The 24,640-nt window shown below is 36.2% G+C and carries 27 protein-coding genes, 1 tRNA gene and 1 riboswitch; of the genes, 9 read left to right on the top strand and 19 right to left on the bottom strand.

Annotated features, from left to right (window positions below):
* Positions 1-37: 37 nt before the first annotated feature.
* Entirely contained in the window at positions 38-1,213 is a 1,176-nt protein-coding gene (locus tag PY770_RS01055) for an RNA-guided endonuclease TnpB family protein (RefSeq protein WP_275045903.1), read from the bottom strand.
* Positions 1,213-1,611, bottom strand: coding sequence for an IS200/IS605 family transposase (gene tnpA, locus PY770_RS01050; RefSeq protein ID WP_014081459.1), 399 nt, complete (start codon positions 1,609-1,611; stop codon positions 1,213-1,215). Before tnpA (PY770_RS01050) ends, PY770_RS01055 begins: the two co-directional genes overlap by 1 nt.
* A gap of 122 nt (positions 1,612-1,733) precedes the next feature.
* On the opposite strand from tnpA (PY770_RS01050), the gene PY770_RS01045 reads away from it, so the two are divergent.
* Positions 1,734-1,940, top strand: coding sequence for a cation transporting ATPase C-terminal domain-containing protein (locus tag PY770_RS01045; RefSeq protein ID WP_103450597.1), 207 nt, complete (start codon positions 1,734-1,736; stop codon positions 1,938-1,940).
* Between the two features lie 43 nt (positions 1,941-1,983).
* On the opposite strand, the gene PY770_RS01040 is transcribed toward PY770_RS01045, so the two are convergent.
* Positions 1,984-3,177 (bottom strand): MDR family MFS transporter, encoded by a 1,194-nt coding sequence (locus tag PY770_RS01040; protein WP_103450598.1) that lies wholly within the window; start codon positions 3,175-3,177, stop codon positions 1,984-1,986.
* A gap of 157 nt (positions 3,178-3,334) precedes the next feature.
* Here PY770_RS01040 and PY770_RS01035 point away from each other — a divergent pair, with 157 nt between their 5' ends.
* The 4 genes from PY770_RS01035 to PY770_RS01020 all read left to right on the top strand — a co-directional run bounded on the left by PY770_RS01035 (position 3,335) and on the right by PY770_RS01020 (position 6,569).
* Complete coding sequence (locus tag PY770_RS01035; protein ID WP_014081525.1) at positions 3,335-4,177, top strand: DegV family protein; 843 nt, start codon at positions 3,335-3,337, stop codon at positions 4,175-4,177.
* A 140-nt stretch (positions 4,178-4,317) separates the two neighbouring features.
* Complete coding sequence (locus tag PY770_RS01030; RefSeq protein ID WP_056958454.1) at positions 4,318-4,830, top strand: TetR/AcrR family transcriptional regulator; 513 nt, start codon at positions 4,318-4,320, stop codon at positions 4,828-4,830.
* 1 nt (position 4,831) lies between these two features.
* Positions 4,832-5,893 (top strand): ABC transporter permease, encoded by a 1,062-nt coding sequence (locus tag PY770_RS01025; RefSeq protein WP_238979574.1) that lies wholly within the window; start codon positions 4,832-4,834, stop codon positions 5,891-5,893.
* Between the two features lies 1 nt (position 5,894).
* On the top strand, positions 5,895-6,569 hold the full coding sequence (locus tag PY770_RS01020; protein ID WP_103423659.1) for an ABC transporter ATP-binding protein: 675 nt from the start codon (positions 5,895-5,897) through the stop codon (positions 6,567-6,569).
* Positions 6,570-6,729: 160 nt separating this feature from the next.
* Here PY770_RS01020 and PY770_RS01015 read toward each other — a convergent pair whose 3' ends face one another.
* Together PY770_RS01015 and tnpA (PY770_RS01010) are read right to left on the bottom strand one after the other, a co-directional pair.
* Complete coding sequence (locus PY770_RS01015) at positions 6,730-7,905, bottom strand: RNA-guided endonuclease TnpB family protein (protein ID WP_275045903.1); 1,176 nt, start codon at positions 7,903-7,905, stop codon at positions 6,730-6,732.
* On the bottom strand, positions 7,905-8,303 hold the full coding sequence (gene tnpA / locus PY770_RS01010; protein WP_275046088.1) for an IS200/IS605 family transposase: 399 nt from the start codon (positions 8,301-8,303) through the stop codon (positions 7,905-7,907). The genes PY770_RS01015 and tnpA (PY770_RS01010) overlap by 1 nt, the downstream gene beginning before the upstream one ends.
* Positions 8,304-8,523: 220 nt before the next feature.
* On the opposite strand from tnpA (PY770_RS01010), the gene PY770_RS01005 reads away from it, so the two are divergent.
* A complete protein-coding gene (locus tag PY770_RS01005) occupies positions 8,524-9,411 on the top strand; it encodes a methylenetetrahydrofolate reductase (RefSeq protein ID WP_275045992.1) in 888 nt (295 codons plus the stop codon).
* A 20-nt stretch (positions 9,412-9,431) separates the two neighbouring features.
* Positions 9,432-9,530, top strand: a riboswitch (THF riboswitch).
* 43 nt (positions 9,531-9,573) lie between these two features.
* Positions 9,574-10,110 carry a folate family ECF transporter S component gene (locus PY770_RS01000; RefSeq protein ID WP_056958784.1) on the top strand — a complete coding sequence of 179 codons (537 nt, stop codon included), beginning with the start codon at positions 9,574-9,576 and terminating at the stop codon, positions 10,108-10,110.
* A gap of 67 nt (positions 10,111-10,177) precedes the next feature.
* Here the strand turns inward: PY770_RS01000 and PY770_RS07150 are convergent, their stop codons facing one another.
* The 7 genes from PY770_RS07150 to hisS all read right to left on the bottom strand — a co-directional run bounded on the left by PY770_RS07150 (position 10,178) and on the right by hisS (position 14,866).
* Positions 10,178-10,393: an IS3 family transposase gene (locus PY770_RS07150; RefSeq protein WP_404274185.1), complete on the bottom strand. Its 216-nt coding sequence runs from the start codon at positions 10,391-10,393 to the stop codon at positions 10,178-10,180.
* Between the two features lie 23 nt (positions 10,394-10,416).
* Positions 10,417-10,860: a transposase gene (locus PY770_RS00995; protein ID WP_275045991.1), complete on the bottom strand. Its 444-nt coding sequence runs from the start codon at positions 10,858-10,860 to the stop codon at positions 10,417-10,419.
* A 74-nt stretch (positions 10,861-10,934) separates the two neighbouring features.
* Positions 10,935-11,768 (bottom strand): amino acid ABC transporter substrate-binding protein, encoded by an 834-nt coding sequence (locus PY770_RS00990; protein WP_275045990.1) that lies wholly within the window; start codon positions 11,766-11,768, stop codon positions 10,935-10,937.
* Positions 11,765-12,403, bottom strand: a complete 639-nt coding sequence (locus PY770_RS00985; RefSeq protein WP_056958743.1) for an amino acid ABC transporter ATP-binding protein — start codon at positions 12,401-12,403, stop codon at positions 11,765-11,767. Before PY770_RS00985 ends, PY770_RS00990 begins: the two co-directional genes overlap by 4 nt.
* A gap of 12 nt (positions 12,404-12,415) precedes the next feature.
* Complete coding sequence (locus PY770_RS00980) at positions 12,416-13,060, bottom strand: amino acid ABC transporter permease (RefSeq protein ID WP_056958740.1); 645 nt, start codon at positions 13,058-13,060, stop codon at positions 12,416-12,418.
* A gap of 446 nt (positions 13,061-13,506) precedes the next feature.
* Positions 13,507-13,579: transfer RNA gene (locus PY770_RS00975), tRNA-Lys, on the bottom strand.
* A 99-nt stretch (positions 13,580-13,678) separates the two neighbouring features.
* Entirely contained in the window at positions 13,679-14,866 is a 1,188-nt protein-coding gene (gene hisS / locus PY770_RS00970; protein WP_275045989.1) for a histidine--tRNA ligase, read from the bottom strand.
* A gap of 229 nt (positions 14,867-15,095) precedes the next feature.
* Between hisS and guaB the strand changes: the two genes are divergently transcribed.
* Both guaB and guaA read left to right on the top strand, forming a co-directional pair.
* The gene (guaB, locus tag PY770_RS00965) at positions 15,096-16,232 is read left to right on the top strand and encodes an IMP dehydrogenase (protein WP_275045988.1); all 1,137 of its coding nucleotides are present in this window, start codon (positions 15,096-15,098) and stop codon (positions 16,230-16,232) included.
* A gap of 10 nt (positions 16,233-16,242) precedes the next feature.
* Entirely contained in the window at positions 16,243-17,796 is a 1,554-nt protein-coding gene (guaA, locus tag PY770_RS00960) for a glutamine-hydrolyzing GMP synthase (RefSeq protein ID WP_041817528.1), read from the top strand.
* Between the two features lie 142 nt (positions 17,797-17,938).
* On the opposite strand, the gene PY770_RS00955 is transcribed toward guaA, so the two are convergent.
* From PY770_RS00955 to PY770_RS00925, 7 genes are all read right to left on the bottom strand, one after another.
* Entirely contained in the window at positions 17,939-18,613 is a 675-nt protein-coding gene (locus PY770_RS00955; RefSeq protein ID WP_275045987.1) for an IS3 family transposase, read from the bottom strand.
* 134 nt (positions 18,614-18,747) lie between these two features.
* Positions 18,748-19,023, bottom strand: a complete 276-nt coding sequence (locus PY770_RS00950) for a transposase (protein ID WP_275045986.1) — start codon at positions 19,021-19,023, stop codon at positions 18,748-18,750.
* A 41-nt stretch (positions 19,024-19,064) separates the two neighbouring features.
* Positions 19,065-19,796 carry an IS3 family transposase gene (locus PY770_RS00945; RefSeq protein WP_163601207.1) on the bottom strand — a complete coding sequence of 244 codons (732 nt, stop codon included), beginning with the start codon at positions 19,794-19,796 and terminating at the stop codon, positions 19,065-19,067.
* Entirely contained in the window at positions 19,793-20,329 is a 537-nt protein-coding gene (locus PY770_RS00940; RefSeq protein WP_163601208.1) for a helix-turn-helix domain-containing protein, read from the bottom strand. Before PY770_RS00940 ends, PY770_RS00945 begins: the two co-directional genes overlap by 4 nt.
* Positions 20,330-20,579: 250 nt before the next feature.
* Positions 20,580-22,079, bottom strand: coding sequence for a BCCT family transporter (locus PY770_RS00935; RefSeq protein WP_238331846.1), 1,500 nt, complete (start codon positions 22,077-22,079; stop codon positions 20,580-20,582).
* A gap of 13 nt (positions 22,080-22,092) precedes the next feature.
* Complete coding sequence (locus PY770_RS00930) at positions 22,093-22,794, bottom strand: NTP transferase domain-containing protein (protein WP_275045985.1); 702 nt, start codon at positions 22,792-22,794, stop codon at positions 22,093-22,095.
* Positions 22,787-24,538 carry a phosphotransferase gene (locus PY770_RS00925; RefSeq protein ID WP_275045984.1) on the bottom strand — a complete coding sequence of 584 codons (1,752 nt, stop codon included), beginning with the start codon at positions 24,536-24,538 and terminating at the stop codon, positions 22,787-22,789. The genes PY770_RS00930 and PY770_RS00925 overlap by 8 nt, the downstream gene beginning before the upstream one ends.
* Between the last annotated feature and the right edge of the window lie 102 nt (positions 24,539-24,640).

Below are 24,640 nucleotides of genomic sequence, written 5' to 3'. Positions count from 1 at the left end.
TATTGACCAAGGCCCGTCCCAGGCCTAAATAGCTTAATTATTGGGTAGCTAACCCCTTTTTCAGAATTACTTGAGCTGCATTGATATCGCGATCTAGGTGGGTCCCGCAGTTGGGACAATCCCATTCACGAACATCTAACCATTCCGATTTATCTAAACCTAACCGATGGTTGCTTTTCCCACAGTTAATACAGATTTGACTAGTATATGCTGGATTAACCTGAATGAGTTTTTTACCGTACCAATCACATTTATACTGCAAGATACTAACTAGCTTAGACCAACTAGCGTTGGTAATCGCTCGAGCTAGTTTATGATTTTTCAACATGCCCTTAATGTTAAGTTTTTCTAGCACAATGATGTCATATTGTTTAACTAACTTGGTTGTGAACTTTTGTAACTGATCCAACCGTTGGTTGGCGATTTTTTGACGATATTTAGCAACCATGACACGAGCTTTTTGGTAGTTTTTGAAGTCGTCTAATTGCCGTGGAGCTAAGACCTTATTGTGATAATCCCAAGCAATGGCTTGTTTAGCTAATAGGTAGCGTCGACTGCGCAACTTTTCCCAATGGTGTAGCTTCTTACGATACTTATCTTCAAAATGGTGAATTGGCTCTTTGTAACCGTCGGATAGATTAAGTAATGATTTTAATCCTAAATCACCACCAACGCGCTTACCGGTCTTAGCTAATGTTTGGTTTTCGCATTCAGTTAAAACGGTAATGTAGTATTGATTAGCAACAGTTAGGCGAACAGTAACGTTCTTGATTTTGCCTTGTGGCAAACGTCCTGATCGAAAGTAAACTACCCCTAATTTAGGCAACTTAATATGGTGATTGTCAATCACTTTAATGTTGTGGTTAACACATTTCGAGTTATAGCTCTGTGCATACTTTCGTGACTTAAAGTGTGGAAACTTATTTTGCCCTTTAAAAAAACGCTGAAAGGCGTCGGCTAGATTGCGATTAGTACTTTGCAAGGATGTTGATTCTGCTTGCTTCAACCAGGGATATTCTTCTTTTAATCGTTTTAGAAGATTGTTCATGCCAAAGGCATTGACAAACTTGGCTTCTGGATTGTTCTTTTGCCGCTCAATTTGCATATTAAGCATCTGATTCCACACAAAACGAGCGCAACCGAAGGTTTGCATTAAACGGTCACGTTGCTCGGAATTAGGATATATACGCATTTTCACGGCTTTAAGAACCATTACTTTCTCCCTTGACTTTCAATGTACTTTTTTACTACTTCTAACGGTGCACCACCAGTACTAATTAAACAATAGCTTTGGGTCCAAAAAGCGGATTTCCACAACTGACGCTTAATTTCTGGAAATAGTTTCTTAACCATTCGAGAACTTGATGATTTATAAGCGTTCAGGAACTTAGCCATCTCCGTATGCGGTGTTGCGCGGAACAAGACATGAACATGGTCAATATCATGGTTCCACTCTTGAAGATTAATACCATAAGACTGACCAACTACTACAAAACGATGTTTCAGATACTCAGATATTTCATCGTTAATGACTTTACGCCGATATTTAACAACCATTACTAAATGATAATTGAGTAGATATACTGAGTGCTGATTTCTATCTAATTCTATTGTTATCACCACGATTCTTTAACATATACTAAATATACCATAGCGCAAAAGAAAAAGCACTATCGTGCTTTAAGGAGGCGATTCATCCCCCACTTGTCGAAGTGGGGGTATTCTCGCCAATTATGGATAAAATGGCTTATGTTTCAATTTTTGCCATGATTTTGTTACAACTAATCTTTACCTACGTTCCCTTTATGAACGGTGTTTTCTCAACAAGTGGTCTTTCAATCACACAATGGCTAATTGTTGTAGTCGCAAGTCTTCCTGTTTTACTAGTATCAGAAAGTAACAAAGCTTGGCGGAAAAAACATCAGCTCCCAATTCTATAATCACAAACAAAAACTGGAACTCCACAATGAAATTCCAGTTTTTTTATGATTGTTCATATTTTTCAAATTTACGATTTTCCCATAAAACATACAATAATGAAGTGATAATTAATAATCCCGAGATTCCAAACAAGAAACCATAGTTTAACCATTCCACTAAGATTCCGCCAAATAAGGGACCAACAGCCCTTCCAAATGACATAAAGATGTTAAACATCCCTTGGTATCTTCCCTTTTGTTTCTCATCGGCTAAATTATCAATCCAAGCTGGAATTGATGGTAACCCGTTCATTTCTCCAAAAGTTAGAATAATCATAATGATGATAAACGATACGTATTGTTTAGCAAAAGTCAACATAAAAAAGGTTAAGGCAAATACTAAAATTCCAAAAGTAACCTGATTTACCATTTTAAAATGTCGTCCAATTCGGTTGATAATTGGTTGAACAAAGACGATTAACAATCCATTAATTGGCCAGATGTAACTGTAATTTTCAAATGAAATGTTCAAACTTTCCATATGAACTGGCATTACACTTTCCCACAATGTGTAACTTAAATAAACACAAAAGACCATCATGCAAATACTAAAGATAAGCTTTGAAGTTAAAGGATTAGCACGTTTTTCCATTACTTGATGATTATGTTTATGAGCTAAATGTGGTTGTGCTTTAGAAAAATCAATATTAAAATCAAAGACAGTCATTAGTAATAAAATAATGTAGAAAAAAGTTGCTACAGAAAAGACAACTGGCACTCCAAATTTCATTAAAAAACCAACCGCAGTAGTTCCAACTACCACACCAACGTTAATCCCAATATAAAGGGAATTAAACACATAGCGGGTACTCTTAGATTGAACTTTTGCTGCATAGGCATTTAAAATGGTTAAACTTGCCCCTTCACCTAATCCATAAACAAATAGTAAGATGGCAAAACTAGGCCAGCCATTGAAGAAAATCAACAAAAAGATGGGAATCATAGCGATGGTGATACTAATTAAAGCTGATTTGTAAGGCGACCACCGATCAAAAAAAATCCCCCCTAAATAATTACCTAATACCATAAAACATGACATAATAAACATTACAATTCCGGCTACTGTCAGAGATTCATGTAAATTATTGTGCATGTAAACGGTAATTAATGGCCACATTAATGCAGCCCCGGAATTCAATAACAAAGAATAAATCAGCACTGAGCTAAGTCTGATTTCACTTCTTTTTTTAATTACCATTCGCTAACCTCCTTAAATTCAATTTGTTAGTTTCATTTTCGCATAAAATTAACCTTTTAAAAAGGTTTACCCTAATTTGTCAGTGTAAAATCAGATTGTTTCTACTATAATAAATACATAAAGACTAATCCAAACATTAGTTGAAAGGAAGTAAATTATGATTCATATCGTAACGGACTCAACTGTCCAATTAACTCCAGAAGAAATTGAACAAAATCACATTGAGATTGTCCCACTTCAAGTCTCATTTGAAGGTAAGACTTTTGAAGATAATGTTGATATTACTAGAGAAGAATTTTCTAACATGCTACTTGATGATGAAAGTGAATTTCCTAAAACAAGTCAACCTGCTTTAGGTCAATTCATTAATACTTTCTCATCCATCATGGAAAAAGATCCAAACGGGACCATCATCTGTCTCGATTTAGCTCCTGTTTTAAGTGGCACAGTAGAAACAGCTAATTCAGCTGCACAACAAGTTGAAGGCGACATTCGTGTCATTGATAGTGAAACAACCGACCGTGGACTCGGACTCGAAGTGCTTGAAGCTGCTCGACTAGTTAAAGAAGGTAAAACTCCTGATGAAATTGTAGCAGCCATTGAAACTTATCGACAAAAAATCAAAACTTTCGTGTTTATTAAAAGTTTTGACTATTTAGTTAAGGGTGGTCGTGCAAGCCGTGCAATTGGTTTCATCTCATCCTTAATTAAATTAAACGTAGTTCTAGAAGTTAAAGATGGAAAGCTTGAATTCTATGCTAAATGTCGCGGTGCCAAAAAGCTTCGTAAAGTTCGTGATGAACTAGTTCAAGAAATCATCGATAACCCTAATACCACTGAAGTCGGACTTTCTTGTGTTGATTCAACCGAAGATGCCGAAGAAATAAAAGCAAAAATCAATGAAGTTCGTCCTGATATTAACGTCTTGATTCGGCTTACGAGTCCAATCATTATGACTCACGTAGGTCCTGGCGGATTCTCAATCATTTTTAATAAATAATCTAAAAAGCTCAACTTTAGTTAAAAATTCTAAAGTTGAGTTTTTTTAGCTTTATTAGTTGACACGGTGTCACTATTTGGCTTATGATAATTACATCAGGTGACACCATGTCACCATTTCAATTACAAGGAGGTTAATTTATGCCAACTACCACTTTTTTTAATCTTAAAGAAGCAAAAAGAGATCGCATTACCAAAGTTTTATTAGATGAATTTTCAACCAATAGTTTGAATGATGCAAAAGTTTCCACAATTGTCACGAAAGCGGAAATTGCTCGTGGCGCTTTTTATAAATACTTTGCTGATCTAACGGATGCTTATCAATACATCTTCAGCTTAGCTATGAAAAGCATTCATCAACCTTTTAACTATCAAGATTTACAGGCTGATAACATCACTAAAACGATTCAAGAATTTGTTAATCAACAAAGAGATAGTAAGTACCATGACTTCATCAAACTTTACTATCAAAAAAACCAATATTTGTTACCCCCGCTCTACCAACCAGATATTAGTAAATTAACGTCTGAGCAATGGTCATCAAATATTCTAGTTCATCAAACAATTAAAGATTGCTTATTACATCCGGATCAAGAACAACAATATTTACAGTTTTTGACGCTTAGTTTAAAGCACTTATTCAAAGGAGCATAATATGTTTTTAGCTTGGAAAGAAATTAAACACGATAAATTAAGGTACGGATTAATTACATTAATGATTATGCTAGTCAGTTATCTAATTTTCATTTTAACTAGTTTAGCAATTGGATTGGCTGGACAAAATACGCAGGCCATTAACACCTGGGAGCCCCAATCAATTGTTTTAAATAAAGACGCTAACATTAATATTTCACAATCTAAAATTATGACTGATCAAGTGCAAAAAATGGACTTAAATCAGAAAAAATCAGCAGTGATTGGCGATACGCCAGTTGTAGTAACTGGAACTTCACAAAAAAAACTTTCTGCTCAATTTGTGGGACTTAATTCACAACAATACATTTATAAAAATCTAAATCTCACTAGTGGAAAACAAGCCACCAAACCACACGAAGTAGTCGTTGATACCCAACTTCAACAAAACGGCTACAAGCTTGGTGACAAAATCAAACTTAACTCTTCTAAAATCAAGTACAAAATTGTTGGTTTTACGAAAAACGCTAAGTTAAACATCGCTCCGATTGTTTATGGTAGCTTATCTGATTGGCACCAAATTAGTGGCTTAGATACTAGCATTGCTGGAAATGCTGTAATTAGTAAGCAAAAATTGGCTAGTCACAATACTCAACTTCATAGCTACGATGTACAAACGGTTATTCAAAACCTTCCCGGATATTCTGCCCAAAACCTTACTTTTAGCTTTATGATTGGCTTCTTAATGATTATTTCATTGATTGTAATTGCTGTCTTTTTATACATTTTAACTATGCAAAAAATTCAAAATTATGCTGTTTTACGAGCTCAAGGAATTCCAGCTGGTTTCTTAGTTAGATCAACTTTGATTCAATCTGGCTTATTAGTAGATATGGGAATTATTGCCAGTTTGGTTCTAACAATTGGAACCATTATGGCTTTACCAGCTGCCGTTCCAATCCAGTTCAGTATTCCTATCATCGGATTAACAATTGTCGGACTCTTCTTAACGGCGATGATTGGTGCAATTGTACCATCATTAATGATTGTAAGAATTGATCCAGCAGAAGCAATTGGAGGCTAACATGGAAACAATTAAATTAACTAATATCAATAAAAGTTTTGGTGAAAGCCAAAATAAATTTAAAGTTTTAAATAACATTAATTTCACAGCAAATGCTGGTGAATTAATTATAATTACGGGTCCTTCTGGTTCTGGTAAAAGTACTTTATTAACCATTATGGGAGCTTTACGTAATCCAGATTCTGGAAGCGTTGAATTAATGGATACCCACGTTGATCAACTCAAGAGTAAAGCCAAAGATCAATTTCGTTTGAATAAATTAGGATTTATTTTACAAGCTCACGATTTGGTTCCCTTTTTAACGGTCCAAGAACAATTCACCTTAGTTAATAAAGTACGGCCACAAGGTAATATGACTCAAACTCAATTAGCTAAATTATTATCACAACTAAATCTTGACTCAGTCGTTGACCATTTTCCCAATGAATTATCTGGTGGTCAAAGCCAACGGGTCACCATTGCTCGAGGTTTGTATACGAAACCAGATATCATTTTAGCAGATGAACCAACCGCTGCTTTGGACAGTAAACGAGTTACAGAGGTCTGTCAGTTACTTTCTGATTTAGCGAAAAAAGAACAAAAAACCGTCATTGTCGTAACTCATGACGATCGGGTTAACCAATATGCTGATCATATTTATAATTTGGTAGACGGGAATTTGAGTCTACTAAAATAATTGCGTAATTGAACTACTCCCACTTAGCTAAGCCTACGGCTTGACGCTTGAAGTGGGAGATTCTGGGAACATCGCATACTTACTCTACCGGTTCTAAGTGAACTTTCGAGCAGAGGTTACGATTATTGACCAAGGCCCGTCCCAGGCCTAAATAGCTTAATTATTGGGTAGCTAACCCCTTTTTCAGAATTACTTGAGCTGCATTGATATCGCGATCTAGGTGGGTCCCGCAGTTGGGACAATCCCATTCACGAACATCTAACCATTCCGATTTATCTAAACCTAACCGATGGTTGCTTTTCCCACAGTTAATACAGATTTGACTAGTATATGCTGGATTAACCTGAATGAGTTTTTTACCGTACCAATCACATTTATACTGCAAGATACTAACTAGCTTAGACCAACTAGCGTTGGTAATCGCTCGAGCTAGTTTATGATTTTTCAACATGCCCTTAATGTTAAGTTTTTCTAGCACAATGATGTCATATTGTTTAACTAACTTGGTTGTGAACTTTTGTAACTGATCCAACCGTTGGTTGGCGATTTTTTGACGATATTTAGCAACCATGACACGAGCTTTTTGGTAGTTTTTGAAGTCGTCTAATTGCCGTGGAGCTAAGACCTTATTGTGATAATCCCAAGCAATGGCTTGTTTAGCTAATAGGTAGCGTCGACTGCGCAACTTTTCCCAATGGTGTAGCTTCTTACGATACTTATCTTCAAAATGGTGAATTGGCTCTTTGTAACCGTCGGATAGATTAAGTAATGATTTTAATCCTAAATCACCACCAACGCGCTTACCGGTCTTAGCTAATGTTTGGTTTTCGCATTCAGTTAAAACGGTAATGTAGTATTGATTAGCAACAGTTAGGCGAACAGTAACGTTCTTGATTTTGCCTTGTGGCAAACGTCCTGATCGAAAGTAAACTACCCCTAATTTAGGCAACTTAATATGGTGATTGTCAATCACTTTAATGTTGTGGTTAACACATTTCGAGTTATAGCTCTGTGCATACTTTCGTGACTTAAAGTGTGGAAACTTATTTTGCCCTTTAAAAAAACGCTGAAAGGCGTCGGCTAGATTGCGATTAGTACTTTGCAAGGATGTTGATTCTGCTTGCTTCAACCAGGGATATTCTTCTTTTAATCGTTTTAGAAGATTGTTCATGCCAAAGGCATTGACAAACTTGGCTTCTGGATTGTTCTTTTGCCGCTCAATTTGCATATTAAGCATCTGATTCCACACAAAACGAGCGCAACCGAAGGTTTGCATTAAACGGTCACGTTGCTCGGAATTAGGATATATACGCATTTTCACGGCTTTAAGAACCATTACTTTCTCCCTTGACTTTCAATGTACTTTTTTACTACTTCTAACGGTGCACCACCAGTACTAATTAAACAATAGCTTTGGGTCCAAAAAGCGGATTTCCACAACTGACGCTTAATTTCTGGAAATAGTTTCTTAACCATTCGAGAACTTGATGATTTATAAGCGTTCAGGAACTTAGCCATCTCCGTATGCGGTGTTGCGCGGAACAAGACATGAACATGGTCAATATCATGGTTCCACTCTTGAAGATTAATACCATAAGACTGACCAACTACTACAAAACGATGTTTCAGATACTCAGATATTTCATCGTTAATGACTTTACGCCGATATTTAACAACCATTACTAAATGATAATTGAGTAGATATACTGAGTGCTGATTTATATCTAATTCTATTGTTATCACCACGATTCTTTAACATATACTAAATATACCATAGCGCAAAAGAAAAAGCACTATCGTGCTTTAAGGAGGCGATTCATCCCCCACTTGTCGAAGTGGGGGTATTCTCGCCAATTATGGATAAATTAAGAATTAATCCAAATCAGAAAGCACTTGTGCTAAAGTAATTTACAGTGTTATTAAAAATTATCAGAAAGTAAAGATAGGATAAATTATGAATTTAACGAATATCTTTAACGAAAAAACCGTATTTTCTTTAGAAGTATTTCCCCCACATAGTGCTAAGGAGACAAATAATTTAATCGATTCATTCAAAGGCGTAAACAGCATCAAGCCTGATTTCATCTCCATAACTTCAGGAGCAGGTGGTTCACAAAATGATATTTCACTTGAATTAGCTAAACAGTTTCAAAATGATTTAGGTATTACCACAATGCCTCACATTACTGGTTTATATAGATCTAAAGCTGACGTAATTACGTTTCTTAATGAGTTAGGTTCCAATGGCATTCAAAATGTATTAGCTCTACGCGGTGATCAAATTCCTGATAAAAAACCAGTTGGCGACTTTAAACGTGCCTCTGAATTAGTAAAATTTATCAAAAAACACGGTAAGTTTAACATTGCCGGAGCTTGCTATCCACAAAAACATCCTGAATCAATTAATTTTGTTGATGATATCCTTCATTTGAAAGAAAAAGTTAATCAAGGAGTTATCTGTTTAATTACTCAAACGTTATTTGATAATCAAGCTTTTTATGATTTTCGTGAACGCCTCCAGTTTGCCCAAGTTGATGTGCCCATTGAAGTTGGAATTATGCCATGTACCAATCTCAACCAAATTAAGAAAATTACGGAATTATCTGGGAATCCAATGCCAAAAAAATTCGTTGATATTATGGATCATTTTCGCAATAATCAAGAAGCGATGCGTGATGCTGGGATTAACTATGCAATTGAACAAATTGTTGATTTATTGTCGAACAATGCCGATGGAATTCACCTCTATACGATGAATAATGCGGAAAATGTCCAACAAATTTGGAACGCAACCCATACATTGTTCGCAGAAACTAGCAATCACCCAACTGAGCGAGTATAATCAAGTTGTAACAAAAATTTATCGGAGTAGAAATTAGCGCGTTAAGTGTCGATGGAACGGAATGTGAACATCGGACGAAAAACTTCAACGTTTGCGGTTCTAATTTCGCATTCGCCACTAAGATCCGCCTTTTGGTGGCAGCTCCTGACAGGAGATGTCAAAATGGAAAGTTTCAAGAAGTGGGGTTTACGCCCTCTTAGTCTCAAAGGGATCAGTTATCTTGCCATTTTAATGGCGATTCAGATTGTCCTTAGCCGTTTAGTTGTAGGAAATGCCAATGTCCAATTCGGGTTCGCGTTTATTACCGCTGCCTTAATCGGACGTTGGTATGGACCGTTTTGGTCAGTCGGAATTGCCATCATCGTAGATTTTATTTCGACGATGATTAGTGGTCAAGCCTATTTTATTGGGTTTGCCCTTTCAGCAGTCGTTGCGGCTTTGATTTACAGTTTTGCGTTTTTTCAACATCCTAAGATTGGACTAGTAAGAATTATTGTGGTGGTATTGTTAATCACAGTAGTCATTAATATCTTCATGAATTCTTACTGGGTTTCAATCTTAGCGCACACTAATTTCTGGTATTTCTTACCAATGCGATTAGTCAAAAACTGTATTTCTGCACCACTTCAAATTGGAATCTTATATTGGATCTTGAATAACAAGACAATTAATCGAATGGAACCACAAGTATTTAAATAAACAAAAACAGCACCGAATTTTAAATCATGATGTGAACCCATAAAGTTGGACACATTATTTAGTTTTTCTAGGAGACAAGTTTTCGATATTGAATCGGAGACTTGCCTCCTAGTTTTGTTTTAATACGAAAATTATTGTAATAATAAATCCAATTCCTAACGGAATTTATTAATTCTTCTTTCGTACTAAAATTGTTTCCTATTTCAATTTTTAAAAGGTGAAAAAATGATTCAATAACCGCATTATCTAAACAGGTTGCTTTACGTGACATGCTTTGTGTAATGTGGTTTTTCTTTAGAAATTTATTTAATCGTTTATTTTGATAATGAACTCCTTGATCAGAATGGAAGAATCTTTTGATAATTTAGCTTGTTTTGTTACTTTATTTTTATTCATTTTTGGATTACCTCGTTTTCTTGATAATCCGATTATACCTAATTCATCAAACTGGCGCTGCCAAAAATAGATGGTACTTTCTGAATATATTTTAAATTTGTTACATAATTCTGATAAAGTACAATTGTGCGAATTTTTATAGCTTAATACTTTGATTTTAAATTCGACGGAATACTCTATCCGATGACGGTTTTCACTAATAACCATTTCAAAATTTTCATTTTTAATTCTATTAATCCATCTTAAAATAACTGAATTTGAAACTTTATATTTTTTGGACAACGTAGTTGCCCCAGTACCATTAAAATATTCTTTTATAATTTGCTGTTTTAACTCGTAATTTATTTTTGACATAACAAAAACCCCATAAGTTAGATTTTTGTCCAACTTATGGGGTTCATATCAATTACAGGTTTCTAGGTCTTTAATTATTTAACTGCATCCGGATCTCCAAAGTATTTCTTCGATAAGCGTGCTTCCGTTCCATCACGGTGAAGATTTTCAATGGCTTTGTTCAATTTTTCACGTAAAGTTTTATCTTGTTTTCGTAACCCAACTGCATCATAATCTGGCGGAAAGTTTGTCTTAACTAGTTTCATAGGTTCGTTTGAGTGATTGTGTGCTAAGTAATATTTAGCATAATCCCCATCAATTAAAACTGCATTGATTCGGCCTACTTTAACATCGTTAATTGCTTTATCAAAAGTATCATATTGAAAAGGTTTCGTGCCTAAATACTGCTTCAAAACTTTTGGATCTTGGTTAAAATCATCAAAACCGACTGAACCTGATTGAACTCCTAGTTGTTTTCCATGCATATCTTGCGGAGTATTAATCCCAGAGTTTGCTTTAGTGAGCAAGACTTGATTATCTTCGTGATATGGTTTTGTAAACGCCGCGTGTTTTGCTCGTTCTGGCGTCATCGTATACCCATTCCAAATGGCATCAATGTGTCCCGTATTTAACTCGGTTTCCTTCATTGACCAATCAATTACTTGGAATTTAGGCTTTAACCCCATCTTTTCAAACGCAGCTTTGGCCATCTCCACATCATAACCAATTAACTTACCTTTTTTATCCCGGAATCCCATCGGTACAAAGGTATCGTCAATTCCAATGGTAACTGTTTTTTGTTGGTGAACCTTGTTCCAGGTATCAGTCCGGTGAGTTCCTTTATACCAAGCTCCAGCGACTACTAAGACTAAAAGTATGAGAATTAGTGTGTTCCCCAACCACTTAGGAAATTGTTTTTTTGTTTTCATCGTTCTACATCCTTTGAGAAGTCCAATACTTTACCATTCAAACTTTGTGCAAATGGTAAATCATGGGTCACGACTAATTGGGTAGCGTTGCGACTTTGCAATTTTTGAATAATCGACGTCACTCTTTCAGTAGACGCTTCATCTAATCCAGAAGTTGGTTCATCATAAGCTAAAACTCCAGGTTTCATTGCTAAAGCCCTGGCAATTGCGACCCTCTGTTTTTGCCCACCAGAAAGTTCAAAAGGATAGTTGTTTTGGTGTTCGGTCAAATCCAAATCAGCCAGTAATTCTGCAGCAGTTTTAGTATAAGTAGCCTTTTTTTCTTTGGCCACAATCCGTGGTGCTAGGGTAATGTTTTCGGTCACTGTATATTGGGGAAATAAATTAAAATCTTGGAAAATCACGCCGACTTCTGATCCTTGACGAGTTCCGTCAATTGTTAGTTCTTTTCCATCTAATTCAATCGAACCACTATCGGCCGGAATCAACCCTGCTAAAATATTTAAGAAAGTTGTTTTTCCAATTCCAGAAGGTCCAACAATCGTTAAAACTTCTCCTGGGGCAACCGTAAATGATAAATCTTTAAAAATTGTTCTTCCATTATAAGACTTAGTTAAGTTTTTAATTGATAACATTGTGTTTCCCTCCTAACGATAATAGTTCAAGCGTTTTTCAATGTAGCGCATAATAACTGTGAAAATCATAGTTAATAGAAGGTAGAAAGCTCCTACTAATAGATATGGAATCAAAGTTACGTCACGAGCCACGTCAATCGTACCAGCACGCATCAAGTCCCCTAGTCCAATTACATAAACTAATGAAGTATCCTTAACTAAATTAATAACTTCGTTTCCGACTGATGGCATCACCGTCTTAATCACTTGGGGCAATGCAATGTAACGGAACGTTTGCAACTTGTTCATTCCCAACACTCTGGCTCCAGCATATTGACCAGCAGGAACGGCTTGAATACCACCTCGAAAAATTTCGGCAAAATAAGCAGTATAGTTTAAAACAAAAGTTAGTACCACTGCTTCAAACCGTGGTAAGACTGTAATGTTAGCAAGACTCAATCCGTAATAAACAAATACAATTTGGAGCAATAAGGGCGTTCCCCGCATAATCGTAATGTAAATGTTAGTAATCCAGCGTAATGCAAAGAAACGAGAACGCTGAGCCATTGAAACAATCACACCCAACGGTAAGGAAATAATCAATGTTAGGAAGAAAACCCCTAACGTTAGCTTTAAACCATCTAATAAACTGGGTAATATTTCTAATATATAGTGCATTTTTTATTCCTCCTTGAATTTATCACCAAAACAAAAAAGTCCCCAAGTTATCGATTGATAACTTGAGGACGATTCGTTCGTGATTCCACCTCTGTTCAGCCTAGCATTACTGCTAAACTCTCAGGCACCTGACGTTCTAGAATGTAAGGTGCGACATTTAACGACGTCGGCCGGATATAGTTTTGCTATATCAATGATCACGAGTGTGGTTCGCCTATGCTACTGGTCACTTTTCAGCTACCGTGACTCTCTCAGTCAGCACCAATAGGTTACTCTTTCGTTCATATCTTTAAATGAATTATAAATGGTATTTAATGAAAAAGCAATACAAATTTTTAATTTTGTTAAGTTTTTTGTAAAAAAATCAAATGATTAACTGATTATTATTTAGATTTACTATTTATCTAACAAAAAAGAACGTTCGCAATGAACGTTCTTTTTAAATATGAGCAGTCAAGGACTTGAACCTCAATCTCACAGACAAAGAATCTGTTGCTCTAACAGTTGAGCTAACCGCTCAATTAACTTACAGATACTATTGTAACAATTCAGTGAAATTACGCAAGGATTATTTATAAAAAAACAATCAAATTTTAAAATTTGATTGTTTCTACTATATTATTCAATTACTAAAGTATTTTTGGCGTTTAACTTAAACGCTTCTTTCTTTTGACTCTTCATACTACGTTCTTGGAAGTTAGCTTCTACATTATAACCTTGACTTCGTAGCTCAAACGCTTTTGCTAAAGCTTGATCAAAAATTGCATTAATTTCAACATCCGTTTTACCCTTAGTATCAGTACAGATGAAGTAATCAATGGCATCCTCTGCTATATCAGATTTAACAACCGTGGCAAGTCGTTCCTCACCAAAGGCAAAGCCGACACCTCCCATTTCAGGGCCACCAAATTCTTGCACCATGTTGTTGTAACGTCCACCGGCACAGATGGTGATGTAATCATCACCAAATTCATGAGCTTTAGCTTGAATTTCAAAAACAGTATCCGTGTAGTAATCTAAACCACGAACTAAACGGTCATCCACCGTGTAGTCAACTTTTAAGATATCCAAAGCTTTTTTCAAATCATTGAAATAGTTCTTAGACCGTTCATTTAAACTATCTTCTAGTCTAGGAGCACCGGCTACAATCTTTTGATCATTTCGGTCTTTACTATCTAAAATACGAAGTGGATTTTGTTCCAAACGACGTTGAGAATCTTCACTAAGTTCATCTTTAAATTGTTCAAAGTACTTAACTAACGTATCGCGATAAACACTGCGACTTTCATCATCACCCAAGGTATTCAATTCCACGCGTAAATCATGAATATCTAACCCTTGAAAAATATCAATGGCTAACCGAATTACTTCGGCATCAATTTGGGGACTAACGGCACCAATACTTTCACATCCAATTTGGTGAAATTCTCGGTTGTGTGTGGCACCTGGACGTTCATATCTGAACATTGGTCCCATGTAGTAAAGTTTCACTGGCTTGGGATGTTCTGGTCCGAAGAGTTTGTTTTCGACAAACGAACGAACCACCCCAGCAGTTCCTTCAGGCCGAAGAGTAATGCTCCGTCCACCTTTATCTTCAAAAGTGTACATTTGTTTTGTCACAATGTCAGAAGAGTCACCAGAAGTGCGACTAAACACTTCGGTCTTTTCCACCATCGGGGTTCTCATTTCAGCATAGTTATATCTTGAAAAGACATCGCGTGCAGTTCCTTCAATTCGTTGCCAAACTGCAGTTTCGTTTGGAAGAATATCTTCCATTCCTCGTACTCGTTTGAATTTTCCGTCCATTATTATCCTGCTTTCTTGTTTAAATCGATTTACTTAAATTTTACCATTAATTAGCTCTTTTTGGGGGTAAATGTCGGATAATCACCTTAATTTATAATTTGATAATTTGCTTACGTACATTTTTTAGTTTTTATTTTGATTTTGTTCGCATTTTCCTTTGCTTTTCCGCAAAATATCTGCTAATCTATTATATTAATTACTACAACTTAACAACAGGAGGACTTTCTTCATGGATAATTGGGAAAACAAGTTTGGCAAACACCAAGCATTAACTTATGATGATGTGTTATTGATTCCGGCAGCAAGTGACGTGCTACCTAACCAAGTCAGCTTAAAAACAAAATTAGGCAATAATCTTCTCTTAAACATTCCAGTACTTAGTGCTGCTATGGATACCGTCACTGAAACGGAAATGTCAATTGAGATGGCTAAAAAAGGTGGTCTAGGTGTAATTCATAAGAATATGTCACCAGAAGATCAAGCTGCTGAAGTAGCTACTGTAAAAGCAACACCTGTCGAAGGTGATGAAGCTGCCGTTGACGAACAAGGTCGTTACCTTGTTGCAGCTGCTGTTGGAATCAATGGTGAAACTTTTGATCGTGCCACTGCATTATTCAATGCTGGCGCCGATGCCATTGTCCTTGATACTGCCCATGGTCATTCAAAAGGAGTTCTTGATAAAATCAAAGAAATCAGAAGTCAATTTCCTGACAAAACTTTGATTGCTGGTAACATTGCGACTGCTGCTGCTACCAAAGCCCTTTTTGATGCTGGTGCTGATGTTGTTAAAGTTGGAATTGGTCCTGGATCAATTTGTACTACTCGAGTTGTAGCTGGTGTGGGTGTTCCCCAAATCACAGCTGCTTATAATTGTGCCCAAGTTGCTAAAGAATATGGCAAGCAAATCATCGTTGATGGTGGAATGCAATACTCTGGTGACATCGCTAAAGCCTTAGTTGCTGGTGGTGATGCCGTTATGCTTGGTAGCATGCTTGCTGGCACTACTGAAGCTCCTGGAAAAATTTTATCAGATAAGAGCGGTCACCAATACAAAGTTTACCGTGGAATGGGTTCAATTCCAGCGATGGAAAATGGTTCTTCTGATCGTTACTTCCAAGGTAAAGTTAAAGCTGAAAAGAAATTAGTTCCTGAAGGTATCGAAGGTAAAACTGAATACAAAGGTGACGCTGGCGATATTATTTACCAAATGATGGGTGGTCTTCGGGCTTCAATGGGATACACTGGCTCACATACCATTGCTGACATGAAGAAAGCTCAATTTGTCAGAATTACTGGTGCCGGTTTACGTGAATCACATCCACATGATGTTATCATTACTAAGGATGCCCCTAACTACAAAAAATAGGAGAATAATTATGGTAAAAAATGAACGTAATTACGACTCTGTAATGGTCCTTGACTTTGGTAGTCAATACAACCAATTAATTACTCGTCGTGTTCGTGAAATGGGAGTTTATTCAGAACTTAAACCCCACACAATGACCGCTAAAGAAATTAAAGCGATGAATCCAAAGGCCATCATCTTTTCTGGTGGTCCTAATAGTGTTAATGGTGACGGCGCTCTAGCCGTTGATCCTGAAATCTTTAATCTTGGTCTTCCTATCTTAGGAATTTGTTACGGAATGCAATTAATGGCCAAAGACCTTAAAGGTGGCGAAATTGTTACTGCCGATAACAGTGAATATGGCCAAGCTCAAATTGAAGTAACTGACAAAGATTCTAAGTTCTTCAAGGGCATGAACGACAAACAAACTGTTCTAATGAGTCACGGTGACTTTGTTACCAAAGTTCCCGATGGTTTTGAGATAACAGCAACTAGTGGCTCATGCCCTATCTCAGCCATGGCTGATCCAAAACGTGGCTTTTACGCCGTTCAATTCCATCCTGAAGTTAACTTAACTGAAGAAGGACGCGAAATGTTACACCACTTTGTCTTTGACATTGCTGGTGCTGAAGCCAACTGGTCAATGGATGACTTCATTGAAGATGCCATTGCCAACATTAAAGAAACCGTTGGTGATAAAAAAGTACTCCTCGGTCTTTCTGGTGGAGTTGACTCATCAGTAGTTGCGGTGCTTTTACACCGTGCCATTGGTGACCAACTTATCTCAGTTTTCGTTGACCACGGTTTATTACGGAAAAACGAAGCTCAACAAGTGCTTAAAGCTCTAGGTGACGATTTCGGTTTAAACATTGATTTCGTTGATGCCAGTGAACTCTTCTTAGGTAAACTAAAGGGTGTAACTGATCCCGAAACCAAACGGAAAATCATCGGAAAAGAATTTATCGATACCTTCTCAACCGAAGCTCGTAAATTTGACGATGTTGATTTCTTAGCTCAAGGAACTCTTTATACTGATGTCATTGAATCTGGGACTGATACAGCTCAAACTATCAAGTCTCACCATAACGTTGGTGGTCTTCCTGATGACTTGAAATTCAAGTTAATCGAACCTTTGAACAAATTGTTCAAAGATGAAGTTCGGGAACTTGGTGAAAAACTAGGGATGCCTAAAGCATTAGTTTGGCGTCAACCTTTCCCAGGTCCTGGTTTAGCAATCCGAATCATTGGTGAAGTTACTCCAGAACGTTTACGCATGGTACGTGATTCTGATGCCATCTTACGTGATGAATTTGCTAAAGCTGGTTTGAACAAGACTGTTTGGCAATACTTCACTGCCCTTCCTGGAATTAAGAGTGTTGGAGTTATGGGTGACGAACGGACTTATGACGAAGCCGTTAACATTCGTGCCGTAACCTCCGTTGATGGAATGACTGCTGAATTTGCGGAAGTTCCTTGGGAAGTTTTAGGTAAGGTTTCTAAACGAATTGTTGATGAAGTAGCGGGAGTTAACCGTGTACTTTACGACATTACGGGTAAGCCACCTGCAACAATTGAATACGAATAAAACCATCAATACTAAAGTGTTTTATAACCATTTTTAATGGTTATTAATACAATTAAAGTGGAGTGTTCTCCAGAATAACAAAAAGAGAGTATCACATTAAAATTAATGTGATACTCTCTTTTTGTATTCCAATAATATTTAATTATATTATTGTTGTAAATTTTTTTATATTATCTAAAGTTAATTTTTCAGTATTAGAAAATACAATATCTGCTTGTTTTAGAATATCTTTATTTCCTATCCCAATAGATATTTCATTTGCAGCATTAATGGCATCAATTCCAGCACACTGTTCAGGATTTAATTTTAATAATTTTGCTGCTTCTAAATATATATCTGGACTTAGTTTTCCATGTTTTAAAGTAGATGGGTCTACAATTTTCGGAAAAAACCGTGTTAATTTTAATCTCTTTAATACTTCAATTAAAGTATGGCTTACTAATTTACTAGTCATATGTTTTGAAACCTTTTGAGATAAAATTTTATAGGTCTGGTCATCAAAGACGGTACTTAAGTAAACCCAGACACCATTTTCTAATTGTAGATAGGTAATATCAGCACTCCAAATAGACTTTCCACTAAGATTTTTAATTAGATTTGGTCTTTGATCATAATCAACATGAGTTCCTGGCTTTTTAAATCGTCTACACATAAGTGATCTAATTCCAAGCTCCTTCATCAAACGTGTAATTCTTCTAATACTAAAGTTAATCCCTAGCTCTCTTTGGAGAGCTACTTTAAGTCTTGGGGCTCCGTATGCTTTGTAGTTTTTAGACCATGCTTCCTTTAGGAATGGTTTGACTTTTTTCTCTAACATTTTTCTATAATTTGGAGTGTAATTTATCCAGTTATAATATGTTCTTCTGGGAACTTGAAGGGCCTTTAAAATAATAGTAAGGCGATGATTCTCAGCTAAAAATCGGTTGATTAATGGTAAATGTGTTTCTCGTTTTACTTTTTCCCTAAGATCATCGCCGCTGCTTTTAAAATTTCATTTTCTTCCTTTAAATCCTCATACTCTTTCTTTAGTTTTAAAAAGTCTTTTCTTGTGATTGGTTTTCCATCATCTACAGATACTAATTTTTCATCATTTATCCATTTGGAAATAGATGAGACAGTTACCCCATACTCTTTAGAAATTGAAGACATTGATCTTTTTTCATCATTATACAAAGCCACAAGGTTTTGTTTAAATTCTAGTGAATATCTTTTTGAACGATTTTTCATATAAAAAAACTCCTATCTGATTATAATTTTACACAAATTATCTAAGTATTTGTGTGCCAATTATCAGTATAGAAGCAATCTAAGCAAGTCGCCTTACGGGACATACTCTGAAAGGTATGATGAGTTTTAAGCGTTTTTTGCCACTGCTTATGTTGGTACTGAAATCCTTGATCTGTGTGTACCGTTGTTCGATAAGGAAGCTCAGGTAGTCCATCTAATGCTTCTTTTAGTGGCTTCAACGCAAACTCAAGAGTTGGATGTGCACTAATGTTAAATGCCAAAATTTCACCCGAAAATAAATCCATGATGGGCTCTAAATAGATTCGTTCACTTTGACTCATCTGACCGTATCGAAATTCACTAACGTCGGCGACAAGTTTTTGATATGGTCGATCTGTCTTGAATCGCCGGTGTAACTTGTTTTTGGCGATTCTACCAACAACTCCTTTGTATGAGTTATATTTACGAGTTTGCTTATTAAAGGCCTGACATGTCCAGCCTTGTTCCTTCATAATTCGGAGGACGCGTTTGTGATTAACTTTAAATCCCTGTTCATGCATAACTAACGTTATGCGACGGTAACCGTATTTTTGAGTATACTTGGCATCTGTTTGGCGAATTTCATCAATGGCTTGGATAACCTGGTCATCATCATATTTTCGTCCCTGGCTGTGCTTAGTGTAATAGTACGTGCTACGTGGTATCTTAACGGCTTTGAGGATAAAACTAATCGACGTTTTGAAGACTCGCCTCAGATCATCAATTAAGGTCACGGTTTCGCGTGAGCTGATTTTTCGTGATCTAAGGCATCGAGTTTTTTTAGGAATTCATTCTCGATTCTTAACATCTTATTTTCTTGCTTGAGTTGCTTTAACTCATCTTTATCGTGGCGTGCTTGAATTTGTGCTGTTGTGGGTTTGGTTACTTTTTTATGCTTATGCTTAGCCATAGTCTTTGGATCTCCTCTCACTCTATTTAGGCCACTGAGTCCCCTTAAATCAAACTTTCTTTGCCATTTCCAGATAGTACTTGGTGAAGAGAGATTGAAGTGTACTGCTGTTTCTGAAAGCGAAGCTTGGTGCTGTTGTTTCCAGTTTAATACTTCTATCTTGAACTCACTAGAGTATTCCAAGTTCATAGGTCTCGGTTTTAATCCTGCAATGCCAAAACGATTAAAGCGATGAACCCATAGGAGAATCGTTTCATTGTTGGCAATATGGTATTTTCTGGCCAATTGAATGGAACTAATACCCGTTAAATATTGTGTCACAATAGAAATTCGTAACTCTAAATTAAATTTAGTCATAATAAAACCCCCGAGATTGTTGTCCAATCTCGGGGGTTCACTTCAACCTCGTGATGAGATGAGTGGCTTTTTGGTTGTGCCAATTTTGTAGGATTAACTTAATCCTAGCACTATTTATTTTTTAATTCGGATTAAATTTGCAATCTACCGTAACACCATTAAAGACCTTGATGGGTTTTTCTGTCCACCTAAATGTTCAACTTAAATTTTACAATCTGCCACAATAATTAGTTTTGCAAGAGCACTATTATTAACTACGTCTATTTTTATTAACTTGCTTGTAGAAACTAACCACAATCAGAATCATTACAATTGCAGTTGGTAAAGCTGCAATTATTGCGACTGATTGAATATTATACATAGAACTATTACTAATTAATAAAGATAAGGGTAATATCATGAATATTACAGCCCACGTAACACGCATTAATTTACTAGGACTTTCATCGACATTTAACCTTTGATAAGAATACTTAGAAATGACCATCGTAATTGAGTCAAATACAGTAGAATAAAGTCCTACCATTGCTAAGGCAAGTAATACAAGAGCAATCCTATACTGAGGCAACGTTTCTAACATTCGCAAAATTATTTGTGAGTATGTTGCTCCATTTTGAAGACTACCTATAGCATTCACAAGATGATTGATTTGTCTAGAAATGCCAAAATTACTTAAGACAATAAAAGAAAGGTATGTTCCTCCTAATCCCCATACATATCCTCGTAATACGACATCCCTAATGGTTCGTCCACGGCTAATACCACCAATAAAAAAAGGCGTAGCTACACACCATACGATCCAATACGACCAGTAATAAATCGTCCAGTTTTGTGTAAAGCCATCACTCGTAGTGGTCGTTGCCATCCCCACAAAGTTTTGGAGCAGGTTCCCAGTTGCTTGAATTCCCGAATCAAGAACAAAATTCAGCGAGCCACTAAATAATAATATATAGGCCATTAATCCAATAAAGAATGTATAGCAAAGTGAACTCAACCATGTCATTGCTTTCATTCCCATAACTGAAAATGAAAGATAAATAAGTACCACGATCATAATTAAAATCAATGAAAGTAATCTTATATTTTTAATTCCAAATATCTTACCCACCGCTGCTGCTAACAATGGCATCGACATCGAAAAAGTTGTCGCAGTAGCAGCAATCAATGCAAAAATGGCAATTAAATCAATCACCTTTCCCACTATCCCATCGATATATTCGCCAAGTAGTGGACGGCAAGCTTCCGAAAATTTCTGTCGTTTATTTTTGGCAACAAATAGCATATACGCAAAAGCAACAGCTAGCATAATATAAAATGACCAAACAATCGGTCCCCAGTGAAATAATGAATAGGTTAATGACCATTCAAGTACATTGGGCTTGTCTTTAATAAACGGTTCTTGTGCATACATCATCCATTCGCAGAGTGAATAGAAGATAATATCAGCAGACATCGTCGAAGTAAAGACTAAGATTCCCCAATGCAAGTTTGAGTACTGAGGCTTATCACTTGGATCACCTAACTTAATCTCCCCATATTGTGAAAAGGCTGCATAGAGGCTACTACACAGGAAGAAAATAGCAACAAGAATATAGAAAAAGGAAAACCGCTGATTCAAGAAACTTCGCACCATCGATAAATAATGGTGTGACCGTGTGGGAAAAGTAGTAAATATCAAGCTAACGGTAAAGACTCCAATAACTGGAATTGTAACCAATAACCAATCGATCTTTTTAAATTTCTTTCTCAATTCACATAATCCTTTATTTTAGACTGTTAACTTTCTTCAATTGATCAATACTATCAATTTCAACAATGTCATCTGCATTGATAGGCATCATCTCTAAAGAGAAATCATCAAAATGCTCAAACATCGCAATATCATCCCAATAAATATCGTGACGCTCATTATTCTCAAAGTCTTGGGTTAAGTATACTTTGAGCTTTTTGCTATCCTCAGCGGTCCACTTAGAAAGACTATATAATCGCCAACCATGGTCATTCCCGTCACGATCACATGAGACTATCTTATTTTGCTCGTCAATATGCATGATCCATTCATCAGACCAACCATTTATCTTTGTTCCTGCATACCCTGAATTTTTAAATTCACGCCTTAATACTTGGGGATTCATAATTAATTGATCGCCATCTAAAATAACCGTATTCTTTAATTCATTCCGTGCAACATATAACGATGAAATATTATTGTAGCGATCATAATAAGGATTACTAATTAACTTAATGCCTGGATACTTCGTCGGCAAGTAGTTAAACTGTTCACCTAAGTACCCAACGACTACAGTGATATCCTCTATATTGTTTTGATGCAATCCAGCAATCACAGACTCGATCATCGGTTGACCATGCACTGGAATTAGTGGCTTAGGCGTTTCATAGGTCAACGGGCGCATTCGAGTTCCAAAGCCCGCCGCCATAATTATTGCATTGTCAATTTTAGACATTTCTTTCCTCCAAGCTATTTAATACTAAACTACTATAATTCTTTGCATATCTGTATTGAGCAAGCGAGTATTCACCAAAATCCAATCCTAACGATTGTTTATATTCACACCAGTTACTCCATAAAAGGCCACACACTGCAATATAAGCATAAATTTTATATCTAGTCACCTGATCGCATGTTTGTTGATAATAAATATCAATTAGCTTATCAATTTGCTGCTTGTCGTACATAGCATAGATAGCAAACATCGCTACATCTACATCGGGATCCTGCATACCAGCATATTCCCAATCAATTAGGTAGAGATGATCGTTTTGGTCAAAGACAAAGTTATCTGGGTTCGCATCAATATGGCAAAGTGTCCTCTGCTTAGCATACTTTTTAATAAAAGGTTTTAGTCGATTAACTTGCGCTTTAACAGCTGAGTAATCACGGTATGCAGATTTACTTTTACGTAGCTTTTCATAAAAATTGATTTGATCATATAGCTTAAAAGTATGTTTTACCTTTAAGGAGCTATTATGAAGCTTACGTAAAAGTGTCATGCACCTATTTACTTCATGCCAATTGGTTGCATCCGAATTACGAGCATTATTGATGAAAGCTGATAGCTTGTAGCCATTATATGGATTCAAATACAAAACTCGTTCAGTCCAGCTGATCCCTTTTAACTTCTGATATACATCAGACTCTTCTTGTCGATTAATCAGCTCACCAGTCCCCTCTCCAGGAATTCGCATGATATAACGCTGGCCATCATGTACAAAAAGGAACGAACGATTAGTCATTCCCTTTTTTAGAACGCGAATCTTTTGAATACCACGCAAATCTGTTTTAAGGGTCTGCTCTATTACTTTCATCGCATTATTTTGTAAGTGACTAGAGTTAAAGTCTAGGTCTCGCAACTGTTCATACGAATTAATTTCGCTAAAGCGGCTATCGTTTATAAGCTTGCCATTCAAAATAAACTTATTATCCTGATTTAAAAGCTGCTCCCAAAAATGGCCAAGCATCATATCATTATTAACAGCAGTTTCCAGTAAGCGAGACAAATAATCAGCGTCCGGTTTATTCAAATAGGCAATTCCAACCATCCGATTTCCAAGATTTGAACGGTTAGTCCTCCTTACAACCCCCTGCTTAGTAACTTGCCAATTTGAATTATTAACTTTCTGATCACTGAAAAGATACCACGACTGATCTTCTATTGAAGAAAACGGATTGTTCTTGAACCAAATATCACAAGGAATAATATAACTCTTTTCCAGACACTGTTTAGCTAAATAAAGCGAATACAAATTCTTATAATCAACATAATGCGGATTTACAATCAGTTTTACATCATATTGGTCAATCAAATATTCATAATGCTCTTTCATAAATCCAACAACAACATGAATTTCATGAACACCTATTTCATGAAGTTGATTAATAAGACGCTCAATCAATGGCTCACCATTAACTTCTAAAAGCCCTTTGGGTTCTTCCGTGTTAATTGGTACCATCCGCATCCCATAACCGGCAGCTAAAATTACTGCTTTTTGTGGGTGGTGATTTTTTATATAATCTTTTCCTTTTTCTGTTAACGAAAAGTCAGAATTAAATAACGATAATTCTTTCAGCTTTTCTAATAGTTTATTTGTTTTTCCTAATGACCACCCCATTTTTGGGGCTAAATTACGCTGAGTTAACTGAGGATTATTCAGTTTGAGCTGAAATACTTCTAATAATTGTCTGTTCATATATTTTGCTATCTCCTATTTTTTGAACAAAAATATTTTAGCACACATGTAACAGAATACCCAGACTTTATTTAAATAAAGTCAGATTGCAAGAAATAACTT

Origin of the sequence: Fructilactobacillus sanfranciscensis (genome assembly GCF_029023685.1) — a bacterium.
In the GTDB taxonomy this organism is placed as follows: domain Bacteria; phylum Bacillota; class Bacilli; order Lactobacillales; family Lactobacillaceae; genus Fructilactobacillus; species Fructilactobacillus sanfranciscensis.
This window is presented reverse-complemented; position numbering and strand designations above follow the sequence as displayed.